The organism is Mesorhizobium japonicum MAFF 303099 (genome assembly GCF_000009625.1).
GTDB lineage: Bacteria > Pseudomonadota > Alphaproteobacteria > Rhizobiales > Rhizobiaceae > Mesorhizobium > Mesorhizobium japonicum.
This window is the reverse complement of record NC_002678.2, coordinates 2,182,092-2,197,051: the sequence shown is the minus strand read 5'-3', so window position 1 is coordinate 2,197,051 and position 14,960 is coordinate 2,182,092. Positions and strand designations below refer to the sequence as shown.

Here is a 14,960-nt window from a genome sequence, read left to right as displayed (position 1 = left end):
GTTACTGCCCCAGCCGTTCGAGCAGAATGGGGACATGCACCTGGTCGGATTTGTAGTTGCCGGTCAGCATATACATCATGATGTTGACGCCGGCACGCAGCGCGTAGACGCGCTGCATCGGGTCGGCTGGCACCGTCGGCAGCAGTGGGTCGCCATTCTCGTCGACCGCCCAGGCGCCGGCGAAATCATTGGCAGTGATCATGATCGGCGAGACGCCGTCGCCGGTGCGCACCGGCCGGTTGTCGGCATTGCTGGCGTCGAGCGAGGCCTCGACCCAGAGCGGGCTGCCGGCGAAGCGGCCGGGGAACTCCGGCAGGATGAAGAAGGACTTGGTCAGCACGTGGTCCGACGGCACCGGCTCCAGCGGCGGCACGTTGAGGTTGCCGAGGATGTCGCGCAGCCGCTCGGTCGCCGGGCTGGTGGAATCGGCGCCGATGCCGTTGGCGAACTGGTCGCGCGTGTCGAACAGCACCGTGCCGCCCTGCTGCATATAGGCGTCGATGCGGGCGATCGCGGCCTGGCTCGGCATCGGCGCGGCCGGATCGATCGGCCAATAGATCAGAGGATAGAAGGACAGTTCGTCCTTCGCGATGTCGACGCCGGCAGGCGCGCCCGGTTCCAGCGCGGTCTTCTCGATCAGGAAGCGGGTCAGGCCCTCGAGCCCGGCGCGGCTGATCGAATCGTCGCCCGGCACGCCGGTCAGCACATAGGCGATGCGGGTCTTCGAAATCGCAGAGATGGCCGCCTCGTCGCCCGGCTTGGCATCGTCGGCGCGGGCGAAATCGGCATGGCCGAACAATGCGCCAAGCGCGATCAGGACAGCCGCGGTGGTGGCCACGGCGCCGGCACGGCGCCGCCGGCGCGAGAACAGGCCGCCCATCCAGAACACCGCCAGCGTGTCGAGCAGCATCAGCACCAGGGCGGCGATGACCAGCGAACCTTTCAGATTGCGGGATTCATCGAAGGCGTACTGGATCGTGGTGACCGGAACCGTGAATTGCGGGCGCGCCAGCGGCACGAACGTGCTTGCGGCGTCCAGCAAATTGTGGGCGAAGACGCCGGTTTCCGAGCCGTAGAGGCCGGGCGGGTTCTCGAAGGTCACCGGCACGCCGGCGCCCGGCACCAGCGGCCGTGCATCCGGCGTCGGCGGCACCAGCGAGCCGTCGGCCGCGATCATGCGGTAGGGTGCCAGCGACGTGGCGGCGGCTTCGGCATTGGCGATCGCCGCGCCCTGGTTGCGCGACAGCTGCACGATGCGGCGCAGCATCTCGACGAAGCTGCCCGAGATCGGCAGGTTCGACCAGGTCGCTTCGGGCGTGACATGGAACAGCACCAGCGTGCCCTTGCCTTTCTTCAGCCCGGTGACCAGTGGCGTGCCATCGGCGAGCGCGGCCCAGGTGCGCTCGACGATATCGGGCGTCGGTTCGGCCAGCACCTGCCTGCTCACGGTAACTTCCGTGGGCGGCGCCAGATCGGCGAAGGGACCGGCCTTGGGGAATTCGGTGACCGGCTGCGGCGAGGTCCAGGACAGCGCGCCGCCGAGCGAACGTTCGCCGGTGCGCAGGCGAACCGGCAGCAGATCGTCGTCATTGCCGGCGGCGGCCAGCCGCGAGCCGGCGAAACGCACAAGCGTCCCGCCATTGTCGACCCAGTCGACCAACCGCTGTCGAACCTGCGCCGGAATGGTGCCGATGTCGGCCATGATGATCATCGCCGGCTTCTGGTCGAGGATCTGCGGGATGGCGTCGGCGAGGTCGGCGCTGGAGGGTTCGACCAGATCGGCGAAGGGCTGCAGCGCGCGCCTGATGTAGTAGAGCGGCGACAGAAGCGGCTGCGCCTGGTCGGCCTCGGCCTGCGACAGCAATCCGACGCGGCGGCGCTTGGAGCTTTCGTCGAGCACGCGCACCGCACCCGCCTGGCGTTCGCCGTCGAGGGCAATCGAGGCAAAGTCGTTGCGCAGCTCGAACGGCACCGCCATGGTGCTGGTGGCGGTGGCTTCGCCGGGCGCGAAGGTCAGCGTCGCATCGGCGATGCGGCGGCCCTTGTCGTCGAAGGCGCCGGCGGTGACCTGTGCCGGCGCCGGATCGCCCGGCACGCGGATGGCGGTAAGCGCAAAACCGTCGACCTGGTTGTCGGCGGCGGTGAGGCCGGTCAGCGAAAGCCGATCGGCGGTAGCCCAAACCACGCGTGCCGCATTCTTCGACAACAGCGTTTTGAAAGCGGCCTCGTCGCCTTTGGCCGCGAGGCCATCGGCCAACACGGCGACGCTGGCGCCGCGCAAGGTCTCCAGCACGCCGGCGACGCGGGCATAGACGGCGGGCCGGTCGGTCGGGATCGGGCGCGGCTTGGCGGCGCGCAACCGGTCGAGTGCGGCGGCGGCATCGAAGGGACCGATCTCCGCATTGGGTTTTTCGGCGGTGAACGCGATGATGACCGGCACGCCGTTCGAGCCGGCATCCTTGATCAGCCGCTCGGCGGTAGCGACGCGCTTGTTCCAGTCGGCAGCACTTGCCCAGTCATTGTCGATGACCAGCGCAAGGGCTGCACCCTCGGCCGGTAGTTTTTCGCGCGGGTTGAAGACCGGTTCGGCAAGGGCGGCGACGATGAGGCCCGCCATCAGCAGCCTGAGCAGCGTCAGCCACCAGGGGCTTTGATGCGGCGTCTCCTCGCGCTTCAAGACGCGCGCCAGGATCTTCAGCGGCGGGAAGATCTCGGCCTGCGGCTTGGGCGGGGTCAGCCTGAGCAGCCACCAGATCACCGGCAGCGCCAGCAGGCCCCACAGCACCATGGGAGCGCCAAAGGAGAGCGGCAGCCAGCTCATGCGCCGACCGCCTTTCCAGGCTGACCGGTACGACCGCTACCGGCATAGCCGCCATCGGCCGTCATTGCCATATGCAGGCGCACCAGCGCGTCGGACGCCAGCCGATCGGTGTGGTTGACTGTAAAACTCCAGCCGAGCCGCCTGCACCAGCCGGCCAGCTCCTGGCGGCGGGCGGTGTAGAGCAGGCGGTATTCGTCGCCGAGCATTTCGGCACGTCCGGCGGTCAGCTTTTCGCCGGTCTCGGGGTCGGTGAACTCGGTGCGGCCGGCATAGGGGAAGGTTTCCTCGGCCGGGTCGGCAACCTCGATCAGATGGGCGCGCACGCCGTGGCGGGCGAGGACGTCGAGCCATTCCATCGTCTCCTCGACCGGATCGAGGAAATCGCTGGCGATGACGATGTCGCAGAAGCGCCTGATGTCCGTGAGGTCAGGCTTTGCCGGCAAGTCGCCGGCATGCATCAGCTGGGCGGCGATGCGCTCGGCGCCGTTGCGGGCGGTGAACGGATCGGTCAGGCCCGGCCAGGCAATGCGTTCGCCGCTGCGCGACAGCAGTTCGGCCATGGCCAGCGCCAGCACCAGTGCGCGCGACTGCTTGGAGACGCTGGCGCCGGTCGATTTGTAGAGCATGGACGGCGAGGGGTCGGCCCACAACCATACCGTATGGGCGGCTTCCCATTCGCGGTCGCGCACATAGGTGTGGTCGTCGCGCGCCGAGCGGCGCCAGTCGATGCGCGAGGAATCGCCCTCGACATAGGGCCGGAACTGCCAGAAATTCTCGCCGATGCCGCGTTTGCGGCGGCCATGCCAGCCGGCGATCACGGTGTTGACGATGCGGCGCGCCTCGACCAGCAGGTCCGGCACAAGCGAAGCCCGCAACCGGCCACGGGCGAGCGCGTCGCGCGTCGCTGCCGGAGCCTGGACCTCGCCGATACGCGCCATCAAATCCCTTTCACGAGTTTCGCCACCACGTCGCGCACGCTGGTGCCTTCGGCGCGGGCGGCGAAGGTCAGCGCCATGCGGTGCTGCAGCACCGGCTCGGCCAGTGCCCGCACATCGTCGACCGAGGGCGCCAGCCGCCCGTCATAGAGCGCACGCGCCCTCGTGCACAGCATCAACGCCTGGCTGGCGCGCGGGCCCGGGCCCCAGGCGACATGCTTGTCGGTTTCGGCATTGCCTTGGCCCGGGCGCGCCGAGCGCACCAGGGTGAGGATCGCCTCGACGACGCTTTCGGGCACCGGCATGCGGCGGATCAGCGTCTGGATTTCCTTCAGCCGCGCCGGCTGCAGCACGTTCTGCGCCTTGGCATCCTCGATGCCTGTGGTTTCCAGGAGGATGCGGCGCTCGGCCTCGATTTCGGGGTAGAGGATATCGACCTGCATCAGGAAGCGGTCGAGCTGGGCTTCGGGCAGCGGATAGGTGCCTTCCTGCTCCAGCGGGTTCTGCGTCGCAAGCACATGGAAGGGCGCTGGCAGGTCATAGCGGGCGCCGGCGATGGTGACGTGGTATTCCTGCATGGCCTGCAGCAGCGCCGACTGGGTACGCGGCGAGGCGCGGTTGATCTCGTCGGCCATCAGCAACTGGGCGAAGATCGGTCCGGAGATAAAGCGGAAGGAGCGCTTGCCGATCTCGTCCTGCTCCATCACCTCGGAGCCGAGGATGTCCGACGGCATCAAATCGGGTGTGAACTGGATGCGGCGCGAATCGAGGCCGAGCACGACGCCCAGCGTTTCGACCAGCTTGGTCTTGGCGAGGCCGGGAACACCGACCAGCAGCGCATGGCCACCGGCCAGCAGCGCCACCAGCGTGCGCTCGACGACGTTCTCCTGGCCGAAGATCACCCGGCCGACCCCGTCGCGGATCCTGGAAATGTCGGCCAGCGCCTTTTCGGCCTCGGCGATCATGTCCGTTTCGCTGATCGGGCTTTCCTTGACCATCACGCTCATTCGGCTCGATCCCTTTGGTTGGAAATACCAGCCCGCACCATATCATAGGCGCCGCGATTCGGCCTCGCCTAGCGCCTATGGTCGAACTTAAATCACAGACTTAGGCTGACAAGCGGAACAACAGTGACTATTTCGTGACGATGACGGAACACGACGAGCATCGCCAACAAAGCCTTACGCAGGCAACCGAGGCGCGCGGCCTGGAGGCGCTGATCTCGCGCGCGGCGCGTGCCGGCAAGGGCGCGGCGCCCGTCGAGCGCTGGAATCCCGACTTTTGCGGCGATCTCGACATGGAGATCAAGGCCGACGGCACCTGGTTCTATCTGGGCACGCCGATCGGCCGCATGCCGCTGGTGCAGCTTTTTTCCTCGGTGCTGCGCAAGGACGCGGATGGCAGGACCTATCTGGTGACGCCTGTGGAAAAGGTCGGCATCCGCGTCGCCGATGCGCCGTTCATCGCCGTCGAAATGGATGTTTCGGGCAGTGGCGACGAACAGATCATTACCTTCCGCACCAATGTCGGCGACGTGGTCGAGGCAGGGCCGGAACGGCCGCTGCGCTTCGTCGACGAGAACGAGACCGGCGGCCTGAAGCCTTATGTGCTGGTGCGCGGCAGGCTGGAAGCGCTGGTGGGGCGGCCTGTCATGTACGAACTGGTCGGGCATGGCGAGGAGATCGAGATCGGCGGCGAGGCGATGTTTGCCGTGCGCTCGAAGGGCGCCGTGTTTCCGATCATGCCGGCGGACCAGCTGAAGCGGCTGAGCGCATGATGGATCGCGTGTCACTGATGCCGTTTTCATCGGCGGATTTTCGCGCGCGCTTCGCCGCGCAGCCGGATGCGCATGCCGGCGACGACTATGGCGACCACCGCTTCAATCCGGGTCATCCGCGGCTGAACCAGGGCAAGCCGCTGCGCAATGCGGCGGTGCTGATCCCGGTGATCGATCACGAAGGCGAGGCGACGGTTCTCTTGACCAAGCGAGCCGAAAAGCTGCGCAACCATTCGGGGCAGGTGGCCTTTCCCGGCGGCACCATCGATGCGACCGATGCCAGCCCGGAGGCGGCGGCGCTGCGCGAAACCTTCGAGGAGATCGGCCTCGATCAGCACCGCATCGAGATCATCGGCCGCATGCCCGATTACGTCGCCGGCAGCGGCTATCGCATCGCGCCGGTGCTGGGCATCGTGAGGCCCGGCTTCCAGCTCGACTTGAATGCCGACGAGGTCGATGCCGCCTTCGAAGTGCCGTTGCGCTTCCTGATGGACCCGGTGAATCACAAGCGCGACAGCCGCATGTGGAACGATCTCGAATGGTTCTTCTACGACATGCCCTATGGCGACCGGCGCATCTGGGGCGTCACCGCCGGCATCATCCGCACGCTCTATGAAAGGCTCTATGCGTGAGTGTTTCGATCTCGGGCAGGGCCAACTGGCTAGCCGACAAGCATTTGCAGCGCCTGCTTGCCGCCCTGGCTGAAGGCAGCGAGGAGGCGCGTATCGCTGGTGGCGCCGTGCGCAACACGCTGATGGGCCAGCCGGTCGCCGATGTCGACATCGCCACCACCTGTTTGCCGCAAGAAATCATCCGCCGTGCCGAGGCGGAGGGTTTCAAGCCAGTGCCAACCGGCATCGAGCACGGCACCGTCACGGTGGTCGCCGGCGGCAAACCCTATGAAATCACCACCTTGCGCGCCGATGTCGAGACCGACGGCCGCCGCGCCAAAGTGTCGTTCGGGCGCGATTGGAAACTCGATGCGGAGCGGCGCGACTTCACCATCAACGCGCTCTATGCCGAGGCCGATGGCAGGGTCGTCGACCTGGTCGGCGGCATCGCCGATATCGAGGCGCGGCGGCTGCGCTTCATCGGTGATGCCGAGGCACGCATCCGCGAGGATTATCTGCGCATCCTGCGCTTCTTCCGCTTCTTCGCCTGGTATGGCGAAGGCCGGCCTGACGCCGAGGGGCTGAAGGCCTGCGCCCGGCTGAAGGAGGGCCTGGCGCAACTTTCGGCGGAGCGCATCTGGGCTGAGCTGAAGAAGCTGCTTTCGGCGTCTGATCCGTCGCGGGCGCTGCTGTGGATGCGGCAGGCCGGTGTGCTGTCCGCCGCGCTGCCGGAAAGCGAGAAATGGGGTATCGACGCCATCCACGGATTGACCAAGGCCGAGAAGGATCTGGGCTGGGCGGCGGATCCGATGCTGCGGCTGGAGGCCATCGTGCCGCCGGATGCCGCGCGCATGAAGACGCTCGCCGAGCGGCTGAGGTTTTCGACCGCGGAATCAGACCGTTTGCGCCACTGGGCACTGGCCACCGCCGTCGAGCCGAAGGTGACCGAGGCCGAACTGGCGAAAAGGCTCTATCGCGGCGACCGGCAAGGGCTTGTCGACCGGCTGCGGCTATCGCTTGCCGGAGCCAGGGTGCGCGCCGTCGAGGACAATAACGCATTGCTCGAAGCCGGCGGCTTTTCGCGCCTGCTGGCCTTCGCGCTCAAATGGGAAAAACCGGTGTTTCCGCTGAAAGGCGCCGATCTGACGGCGCTCGGCGCCACGCCGGGGCCGAAGCTGGGCGAAATCCTCAACAACCTCGAGACGGAATGGATCGAGGCGGGTTTTGCCCCCGATCGCGGCGCGCTGCTCGAACGCGCCGCGAAGGCGCTTGAAACTTAGACTGGAGCCCCTGGCCGTGCGACCGTGCCGATCAAAAGGCATAGCCGAGGCGACGATTTGACCGGGCGAAACGTCGCTCTCCTACCTGATCGCCGTCGGCGCCAAGGCGCGCGAAAGGCTTGCCTCGCCCTTGCCGTAGACGGAGGCGCTATAGTTGACCAGCGTGTCGGTACGCGCCGTGTTGAGCAGATCGTTGGTGATCTGGGTCGGCGTGGCGCTGGTGAATTTGCTGCCGATGATCGCCGCATATCCTGAAATGATCGGTGCGGCGAAGGAGGTGCCATAAAGGCCTGTCTTGCCCCCATCGACACCAACCACGAGGAAGTGGCTTTGCACCTGCGGATTGGAGCCGGCGGTGTTGGAATACCAGGCAAGCTGAGCCTTGTTGGACGTCGTGCCGTTGGTGGAGAGCGCGCCGACGAAGATCGCAGATGGTTTTCCAATCAGGGCAAGGTCGAGATAGTCCTGCTGGCCGTTCGTGATCCCGCCCACGGCAACCGAATCATTGCCCGCGGCCTTCGAAACAACAGCCGTCCCCCTGGTGGCATAGGAGATGATGGAGGCTTCCTCTGGGGCCCACCCGATCTGGTTCGAGCTGTAACCCGCCCTGGCGTACATGCCGTAGCTCAGATTGAGCACGTTCAGGCCGGGCGCCAGGCCGACGGCCGAGCCGGTTGAGAAGTCCTTCGACCTGATGGTCGCCAAGGGCGCGATCATGCCGGCTTCCTCACGCGTCCATTCACCGTGGCGCTGGGTTTGAACCCCGACACCGAAATTGCCGGAGAAGCGCGATGTGCTGGAGAAATCGTCGACGATCGTAATCGTGACGCCCTTGCCCTTGTATCCCGCAGCCCAAGCGGCGCCAACGTCGGGGCTCATCCACCGCTGCACGGTTGGCGTGCCCGCGGCCGGGATCGTTGCGCCCACGCATGTGGACAGGCCGCCGCCGTGGCACAGCGCGGCCATCTCGTCCGCATTGACCGCCTCCTGTGCCGACGCCATTGGCGCCGACAGGATGGCGAGAGCCGTGGCGATACCGAATTTCAAGCAACTCCGTGACATGCTCTTACTCCGTTCCGACAAGAACCAAGACGGGTGATCGCGAATTTCGGGGCGAGATGATTTTCTCATTTACATCCTCCCGGCGATCAGAAAGTAACACGGTAATTCAGCCAGATGTGCTGGCTCTCCGGTTTAGCGTTAACCAGATATTTCAAGGTTTCCTCAGGCGCCAACTGGCTGGCTGCGAGCCGGCAATTGACGCTGTAAGTGCCAAAATCACCGTAGTCGGCCTGGCAGGACTTTTCGGTAAGCTTGCCGCCGACGGTCGTGGTGAGCGAAAGGGAGAGAGTGCTGTTCGGGTTCGGATGCATCTGGGTGACGAACCCAAGCTTGAGGCTGGGCTCGATCCGATACTTCTCGCCCTCTTCGCCGGTCCCAAATCCCCAAAGGATGCCGGTATCTTCCGTGATCTGGGTCAGCAGGTCCACATGCATGTCGACCCAGCGGGCGCGGTACCATTGGTTGAACGAGACAAAGGTCCCGTTCTGCAGTTCGTAGCCGCCATTGCCCAGGCTTCTGGCGCGATCGCTGAGCGGCGAGCCCTGATGTATTTCGACCAACGATGTCGTCATGTCCTGGGCAGCAGCCGGGGACGCCCCGATGAGCGCGCCCAGCAGGAGCGCCATCGTGCCGAACCTCACTCGACTGCCGGACTTTTCGCGCATGCGCGAAACACCTCGCCCCACTGTCCCGGATCAGTGCCTGGTGGCGAAGGGCTTCTCTGGCAGCCCACTGTAGCCGGATTATCCTCGGGACAGTGGCACGGGTTCGGTTACCGCGTGGTTTATTTTAGCTGAGACAAATATAATTTTTTGACCCTGCGGGGTCTGGCTCGCGCGGCGTTCGCGATGGCGCTTCAACTCAATTTCGAAGCGCCAACGCGGCTGGCTTTCCGTTGCCGATGGCTGCTGGCCAGGGCAAAGCCTACGCGGCGTCGCGCACCTTCTCTATGCGCGAGCGGATCGCTTCGATCATGGTTTCGCGGATGGTCGTCTCGCCATGCGTCTCGCGCATATGCTCGACGGCACGGCGCATCACTTCGGCTTCCTCGTCGGCACGGGTGTGCCACTCACAGCCGGGAACAAGCGAGCCGCAGTGGAATTGCTTCATCGGATTTCTCCTTTTCCTCCAGGGAGCCGGTCGAGGCTCCGCCACTTTTTTTGGCCCACGGTCCATTCCCGGACGTGGGCGGGGCGAGAACTATAACACGGGAGGGGCGGTCTGGTTGCATCAAAGCATCGTGCAGCGCCGCTCTGTCTCCTTGATTTGACGCAATTCCAGACGGGATTGCTCCGGCTGATCTTACGGCCAGCGCACCTCCGGCGGCAGGCTGGACAGGATCGAGGCGACATTGCCGCCGGTCTTCAGGCCGAAGATGGTGCCGCGATCGTGAAGCAGGTTGAATTCGACATAGCGGCCACGGCGGATGAGCTGTTCGTCGCGGTCGCCATCCGTCCAGTTCTCGTTGAAGTTGGCGCGCACGAGGTGGCTGTAGACGACGAGGAAGGAGCGTCCGACGTCCTGGACGAAGTTGAAGTCGGCGTTCCAGCCGCCTCTGTCCTCGCCAGAATGCAGCCAGTCGAAGAAAATGCCGCCAACGCCGCGCGGCTCGTTGCGGTGCGGCAGGAAGAAGTACTCGTCGCACCAAGTCTTGAATTTCGGGTGGTCGGCGACGGCGACGTTCTTCTCGCAAGCGAACTGCATGGCGCGATGGAAGGCTATCGTGTCAGGGTCGTCCTGGGTGCGGCGGCGGTCGAGCACCGGCGTCAGATCGGCGCCGCCACCGAACCATTGCCTCGAGGTGACCACCATGCGCGTGTTCATGTGCACGGCCGGAACGTTGGGGTTCCAGGGGTGCGCGATCAGCGAGATGCCGGAGGCCCAGAAGCGTGGGTCTTCCTCGGCACCGGGCATCTGCTTCCTGAATTCGGGCGAGAACTCGCCGTAAACCGTCGAGGTGTGGACGCCGACCTTCTCGAAGACGCGGCCATGCATCATCGACATGGTGCCGCCGCCCCCCTTGCCGGCATCGCGTTCCCAAGGCGTCTTTTCGAAACGGCCCGGCGACCATGAGGCGAGAGGGCCCTGGAGATCCTGCTCGATCTGCTCGAAAGCGCCGCAGATGCGTTCGCGAAGCGCCTCGAACCACAGGCGGGCCTTCATCTTCTTCTCTTCGATGTCGACGGGCAGGCCCGCCGGTATTTCAGGTCGTTCCAAAATGCCGTCTCCGGTTGCGGGGCGGGCCGCCCCTACAAATGACTCGTCTTTTGCCGGCGCGATCCCTAATCTCTTAGGGAACAGGGTCAAGTCACTTTGCTTTTGCGCATGATCCTTTCCGAAACTCGGATTCCGATTTTCGAAGTCATGCGCCAGGTTGCAGGGAGTTGTTTCGTGCGCACCCCGGCAAGACCGCCGCTGGATGGCTTGAAGAAAAGGCTCGATCAGAGCCGGACTGAGCGCGCACGCATGCCGCGCGACGGCTTTCTGCGCGAGACCTTCGTCCTGCCGCGCTCCGATGCGCGGCTCAAGGCCAAGGAATGGTTCGAGCGCTTCCCCAAGCAGGCCTACTGGACGGAGATCGAAAGCTGGTTCGAACGCCCGGGCGACCTGATCGAGTTTACCATCAGGCGGCTGCCGGCGGCGGATTAGGATTCTACCAACAGTCGCCTCGCTCCCGTACCCTCCCTTGCCAGCCGGTCGCCCTTGTTCCTGAGCGGGCATTTGTCGATCGTCATGCAGCCGCAGCCGATGCAGTCGGTCAGCCCGTCGCGCAGTTTCTTCAGCTGGGTGATCTTGTGGTCGAGCGCGTCGCGCCAGGCGGTCGACAACAGGCTCCAGTCGTCGCGCGTCGGCGTTCGGCCTTCCGGCAGGGAGGCAAGTGCCTCGCCGATCTCGGCCAGCGAGATGCCGACCTCCTGCGCGACCTTGATGATTGCCACCCGTCGCAGCACGTCGCGGCCGTAGCGCCGCTGGTTGCCTGACGTGCGGTGGCTGCGGATCAGCCCGCGCGTCTCATAAAAATGCAGTGCCGACACCGCGACACCACTGCGCATGGCCACCTGGCCGACCGTCAATTCCGTTGCTGGAGCCATTTCCGATTTTCCGCTTGACCTCAAGTTATGTTGAGCTTGTAGCGAAGAAACGTTGATTGGGCAAATGACAGGAGAAGGCGATGTGCGCCTGGGTGAGAATGACCGGAGAAACCGCTGTCGTCGGCGACGGCGAGGCCATCGATGGACCGCCGATCCTATCCGAGCTGGCGGATGGCTTCGCCCGCCACCATGGCGACGGACAGCGCGACATTGATGCTGCGCGCGCTGCCCTGCATGGGGATGGTCAGCCGCGCATCCGCCGCCTGATGGACAGGATCCGGCACGCCCGCGGATTCGCGGCCGAACAGCAGGATGTCGCCGTCGGCAAAGCTGAAGTTGGTGTAGGGGGTCGCAGCCTTGGTCGACAGAAGCACCAGCCGGCGCCCGTCCTTCTTGCGCCGGTCCTCGAAGGCGTTCCAGTCGACATGCCGGGTCAGGGCAGCCATTTCGAGGTAGTCCATACCGGCGCGCTTGAGCGCCTTGTCGGAAAGCGGAAAGCCGGCCGGCTCGATGATGTCGACGCCAAGGCCGAGACAAGCGGCGAAGCGCAGGATTGTCCCGGTATTGCCGGCAATGTCCGGTTGGTAGAGCGCGATGCGGAGACGACGGTTCATTTCCGCATCCTTCTAATAAGTGGCAGATCGGCCACAGGGGCTTCCCGGTTTTGGAAATTCCTGGACCTGCGGGTGGCCATTTTCTGCGAAGTCGGGTATGTCAGTCGCATTGTCAACCCGAACCGATGGAGGGGACACTCATGATGACCATGCACATCCGGCGCCCCTCTCGTGGGCTTGTACGCCTGCCGGCGGCTTCGGTACGACGATTCTCCTGACTCTCTAAGACTTGATCGCACCGATTCCCGCCGAAACGATTTTTCGGCTCTCGAAGGAATCCTGCGATGTTTTTCAAAAAGTCAAAAGGGCTGAACGCCCCAGCTGAACATGTCCAGACCGATGCCGAGCGTCGGTTGCGGACCGAGGCAATCCGCGCCTCCGGCCGAATGCCGGCGGACGATGTTGCTTGGCCTTTTCATCTCTATTTTCACACGGAGGACGAACCGATGTTCGATCCCTACAGAATACCGGGCTCGAGGAGCCTGCATATTCACCGACTGCCGACGTGGGCGCTGTTGATCGGCGAGACCTATTCGTCGGCGGTCCATGCCGAAGTCCGGCGCCGGCCGCATCGCGGCATGCTGCCGGATGTCGATTTCTCGCACGCTGTCCCGGACCCGAGCCGGCCTTCGCTGGTGCGCCGGATCATCCGGCTGATCCGACCGGGTGCGAAAATCCGGCTAGTCGACACCGCGCCGTCAGGATCGGCAAGCGAGCCTGTCGGCGAAAAGCCCGCGAACCCCTATATTGCGCGAAGCAGGGCCGACGGTCCGGACGATTCCGGACCGTCGGCCCTCGGCGCCACACGGTCCGGGGACTTCGTACGTTCACGCGCCGCGTAAGCGGAAAACAGATTTTCACAGGCATGACCTATGTTGTTGTTCAGCTGGTTTGAAAGAAGGCTCGATCCGTTCCCCGCGGCGGAACCGGTCGAGCCGCCCAAGACGCTGGTAGCCTTCTGCCTGCATTATACGCGCGGCGCCTGGCGCTATATCCTTGTCGACGCGGTGCTGGTGGCGGCCATCGCCATCGCGGAAGTGTGGATGTTCGGCTTCCTCGGCCGCATCGTCGACTGGCTGTCGGGGCAGAATCGCGAAACCTTCCTGCAAACGGAAGGCTGGAAGCTCGCCGGAATGGCCTTCATCGTGCTGTTCGCACTGCCGGGCACGGTATGGGTGCATTCGCTGCTTAACCAGCAGACGCTGATGGGCAACTATCCGATGCGCATCCGCTGGCAGGTGCACCGCTACCTGCTCAACCAGTCGATGAGCTTCTACCAGGACGAGTTCGCCGGCCGCATCGCCACCAAGCTGATGCAGACCGCGCTCGCCGTGCGCGAATGCGTCATCAAGGTGATCGACGTGCTCAACTACGTCATCGTCTATTTCCTCGGCATGCTGTTGATCGTCGGCTCCGCCGACTGGCGGCTGGCCGCGCCTCTGGCGGTCTGGCTGGTCGGCTACATCTTGCTGCTGCGCTACTTCATTCCGCGCCTGGGCAAGGTCGGCGAGGAGCAGGCCAATGCGCGCTCGATCATGACCGGTCGCGTCGTCGACAGCTACTCCAACATCCAGACGGTCAAGCTGTTCAGTCATGCCAAGCGCGAGGCGACTTTCGCCAGGGAAGGCATGATGGGCTTCCTCGACACGGTCTACCGGTCGATGCGGCTGGTGACGGTGCTTTTCGGCACGCTCTACATTCTGAATGCCTTGCTGCTGTTCTCCGTCACCGCCATTTCGCTGTGGCTGTGGATGGGGCAAGTGGTGACGATCGGCGCGGTCGCCGTGGTCATCGGCCTGGTGCTGCGGATGTGGGGCATGTCGCAGTGGATCATGTGGGAGATGTCGGGCCTGTTCGAGAACATCGGCACGGTGCAGGACGGCATCGCCTCGATCTCGCTGCCGCGGCTGGTCGAGGACAGGCCGGATTCGAAGGAGATCGCCGTTTCCAGGGGCGAGATCCGCTTCGAGGATATACGCTTCCACTATGGCAAGCAGAAAGGCGTGATCGAAAACCTGTCGCTGACGGTGAAACCGGGCGAGAAGGTCGGCATTGTCGGCCGTTCGGGCGCCGGCAAGTCGACGCTGGTCAATCTGCTGTTGCGCTTCTACGATCTGGAAAGCGGCCAGATCCTGATCGACGGACAGGAGATCGCCGGCGTGAAGCAGGATTCGCTGCGCGCCCAGATCGGCATGGTCACTCAGGACACCTCGCTGCTGCATCGTTCGGTGCGCGAGAACATCCTCTATGGCCGGCCCGATGCATCGGACGAGATGCTTGTCGAGGCGGCGCGGCGGGCCGAGGCGCTGGACTTCATTGGCGGGCTCGCGGATCACAATGGCCGAAAGGGGTTCGACGCCTATGTCGGCGACCGTGGCGTCAAATTGTCCGGCGGCCAGCGACAACGCATCGCCATTGCTCGCGTTATGTTGAAGGATGCACCAATACTTATCCTTGACGAGGCGACGTCGGCGCTGGATTCCGAGGCGGAAGCTGCCATCCAGGAGAACCTCTACAAGCTCATGCAGGGCAAGACCGTCATCGCCATCGCCCACCGGCTGTCGACAATCGCGGCGATGGACAGGCTTGTGGTGATGGATCAGGGCCGTGTCATCGAGGAAGGTTCGCATGACGAACTGGTCGCCAAGGGCGGGCTCTACGCGCAGCTCTGGCAGCGCCAGTCGGGCGGGTTCCTGCTGGAGGACATCCCGGCCGATGTCGCCAATGACGTGATCGCGAAGGGGCAAGCCGCAGAATGATGGCCGCCG

General features: G+C 64.6%; 15 protein-coding genes. 6 read left to right on the top strand and 9 right to left on the bottom strand.

Going from position 1 to position 14,960, the window contains the following annotated elements:
- Nucleotide 1: 1 nt before the first annotated feature.
- From MAFF_RS11810 to MAFF_RS11800, 3 genes are read right to left on the bottom strand one after another with little or no spacing between them, the layout of a single operon-like run.
- Nucleotides 2-2,821: a DUF4159 domain-containing protein gene (locus tag MAFF_RS11810; RefSeq protein WP_010911141.1), complete on the bottom strand. Its 2,820-nt coding sequence runs from the start codon at nt 2,819-2,821 to the stop codon at nt 2-4.
- The gene (locus MAFF_RS11805; RefSeq protein ID WP_010911140.1) at nt 2,818-3,759 is read right to left on the bottom strand and encodes a DUF58 domain-containing protein; all 942 of its coding nucleotides are present in this window, start codon (nt 3,757-3,759) and stop codon (nt 2,818-2,820) included. The genes MAFF_RS11810 and MAFF_RS11805 overlap by 4 nt, the downstream gene beginning before the upstream one ends.
- The gene (locus MAFF_RS11800; RefSeq protein WP_010911139.1) at nt 3,759-4,763 is read right to left on the bottom strand and encodes an AAA family ATPase; all 1,005 of its coding nucleotides are present in this window, start codon (nt 4,761-4,763) and stop codon (nt 3,759-3,761) included. Before MAFF_RS11800 ends, MAFF_RS11805 begins: the two co-directional genes overlap by 1 nt.
- Before the next feature lie 140 nt (nt 4,764-4,903).
- On the opposite strand from MAFF_RS11800, the gene MAFF_RS11795 reads away from it, so the two are divergent.
- From MAFF_RS11795 to MAFF_RS11785, 3 genes are read left to right on the top strand one after another with little or no spacing between them, the layout of a single operon-like run.
- Complete coding sequence (locus MAFF_RS11795; protein ID WP_010911138.1) at nt 4,904-5,533, top strand: DUF1285 domain-containing protein; 630 nt, start codon at nt 4,904-4,906, stop codon at nt 5,531-5,533.
- Nucleotides 5,533-6,165 (top strand): CoA pyrophosphatase, encoded by a 633-nt coding sequence (locus MAFF_RS11790; protein WP_044550843.1) that lies wholly within the window; start codon nt 5,533-5,535, stop codon nt 6,163-6,165. The genes MAFF_RS11795 and MAFF_RS11790 overlap by 1 nt, the downstream gene beginning before the upstream one ends.
- Entirely contained in the window at nt 6,162-7,424 is a 1,263-nt protein-coding gene (locus MAFF_RS11785; protein ID WP_010911136.1) for a CCA tRNA nucleotidyltransferase, read from the top strand. Before MAFF_RS11790 ends, MAFF_RS11785 begins: the two co-directional genes overlap by 4 nt.
- An 81-nt stretch (nt 7,425-7,505) precedes the next feature.
- Here MAFF_RS11785 and MAFF_RS40305 read toward each other — a convergent pair whose 3' ends face one another.
- The 4 genes from MAFF_RS40305 to hemF all read right to left on the bottom strand — a co-directional run bounded on the left by MAFF_RS40305 (nt 7,506) and on the right by hemF (nt 10,703).
- Nucleotides 7,506-8,471: a S8 family serine peptidase gene (locus MAFF_RS40305; RefSeq protein ID WP_244420778.1), complete on the bottom strand. Its 966-nt coding sequence runs from the start codon at nt 8,469-8,471 to the stop codon at nt 7,506-7,508.
- 101 nt (nt 8,472-8,572) lie between these two features.
- Nucleotides 8,573-9,151 carry a hypothetical protein gene (locus tag MAFF_RS11775; protein ID WP_052292085.1) on the bottom strand — a complete coding sequence of 193 codons (579 nt, stop codon included), beginning with the start codon at nt 9,149-9,151 and terminating at the stop codon, nt 8,573-8,575.
- 259 nt (nt 9,152-9,410) lie between these two features.
- Complete coding sequence (locus MAFF_RS11770) at nt 9,411-9,596, bottom strand: DUF1059 domain-containing protein (RefSeq protein ID WP_027047304.1); 186 nt, start codon at nt 9,594-9,596, stop codon at nt 9,411-9,413.
- Nucleotides 9,597-9,788: 192 nt separating this feature from the next.
- The gene (hemF, locus tag MAFF_RS11765; RefSeq protein ID WP_044548276.1) at nt 9,789-10,703 is read right to left on the bottom strand and encodes an oxygen-dependent coproporphyrinogen oxidase; all 915 of its coding nucleotides are present in this window, start codon (nt 10,701-10,703) and stop codon (nt 9,789-9,791) included.
- A 174-nt stretch (nt 10,704-10,877) separates the two neighbouring features.
- Between hemF and MAFF_RS11760 the strand changes: the two genes are divergently transcribed.
- Nucleotides 10,878-11,135, top strand: a complete 258-nt coding sequence (locus MAFF_RS11760) for a hypothetical protein (RefSeq protein WP_032933697.1) — start codon at nt 10,878-10,880, stop codon at nt 11,133-11,135.
- Here MAFF_RS11760 and soxR read toward each other — a convergent pair.
- Nucleotides 11,132-11,578 carry a redox-sensitive transcriptional activator SoxR gene (soxR, locus tag MAFF_RS11755; RefSeq protein WP_010911130.1) on the bottom strand — a complete coding sequence of 149 codons (447 nt, stop codon included), beginning with the start codon at nt 11,576-11,578 and terminating at the stop codon, nt 11,132-11,134. The genes MAFF_RS11760 and soxR overlap by 4 nt on opposite strands.
- Before the next feature lie 155 nt (nt 11,579-11,733).
- Nucleotides 11,734-12,192 carry a tRNA (cytidine(34)-2'-O)-methyltransferase gene (locus MAFF_RS11750; protein WP_010911129.1) on the bottom strand — a complete coding sequence of 153 codons (459 nt, stop codon included), beginning with the start codon at nt 12,190-12,192 and terminating at the stop codon, nt 11,734-11,736.
- A gap of 284 nt (nt 12,193-12,476) precedes the next feature.
- Between MAFF_RS11750 and MAFF_RS11745 the strand changes: the two genes are divergently transcribed.
- Together MAFF_RS11745 and MAFF_RS11740 are read left to right on the top strand one after the other, a co-directional pair.
- On the top strand, nt 12,477-13,034 hold the full coding sequence (locus MAFF_RS11745; protein WP_010911128.1) for a hypothetical protein: 558 nt from the start codon (nt 12,477-12,479) through the stop codon (nt 13,032-13,034).
- Nucleotides 13,035-13,064: 30 nt separating this feature from the next.
- Entirely contained in the window at nt 13,065-14,951 is a 1,887-nt protein-coding gene (locus MAFF_RS11740; RefSeq protein ID WP_010911127.1) for an ABC transporter ATP-binding protein, read from the top strand.
- The last annotated feature ends 9 nt before the right edge of the window (nt 14,952-14,960 follow it).

Bases quoted from the DNA above. Each gene is read 5' to 3' on its own strand.
- MAFF_RS11810 (WP_010911141.1), bottom strand. From the start codon at position 2,821: ATGAGCTGGCTGCCGCTCTCCTTTGGCGCTCCCATGGTGCTGTGGGGC.
- MAFF_RS11805 (WP_010911140.1), bottom strand. From the start codon at position 3,759: ATGGCGCGTATCGGCGAGGTCCAGGCTCCGGCAGCGACGCGCGACGCG.
- MAFF_RS11800 (WP_010911139.1), bottom strand. From the start codon at position 4,763: ATGAGCGTGATGGTCAAGGAAAGCCCGATCAGCGAAACGGACATGATC.
- MAFF_RS11795 (WP_010911138.1), top strand. From the start codon at position 4,904: ATGACGGAACACGACGAGCATCGCCAACAAAGCCTTACGCAGGCAACC.
- MAFF_RS11790 (WP_044550843.1), top strand. From the start codon at position 5,533: ATGGATCGCGTGTCACTGATGCCGTTTTCATCGGCGGATTTTCGCGCG.
- MAFF_RS11775 (WP_052292085.1), bottom strand. From the start codon at position 9,151: ATGCGCGAAAAGTCCGGCAGTCGAGTGAGGTTCGGCACGATGGCGCTC.
- MAFF_RS11770 (WP_027047304.1), bottom strand. From the start codon at position 9,596: ATGAAGCAATTCCACTGCGGCTCGCTTGTTCCCGGCTGTGAGTGGCAC.
- soxR (WP_010911130.1), bottom strand. From the start codon at position 11,578: ATGGCTCCAGCAACGGAATTGACGGTCGGCCAGGTGGCCATGCGCAGT.
- MAFF_RS11750 (WP_010911129.1), bottom strand. From the start codon at position 12,192: ATGAACCGTCGTCTCCGCATCGCGCTCTACCAACCGGACATTGCCGGC.
- MAFF_RS11745 (WP_010911128.1), top strand. From the start codon at position 12,477: ATGTTTTTCAAAAAGTCAAAAGGGCTGAACGCCCCAGCTGAACATGTC.
- MAFF_RS11740 (WP_010911127.1), top strand. From the start codon at position 13,065: ATGTTGTTGTTCAGCTGGTTTGAAAGAAGGCTCGATCCGTTCCCCGCG.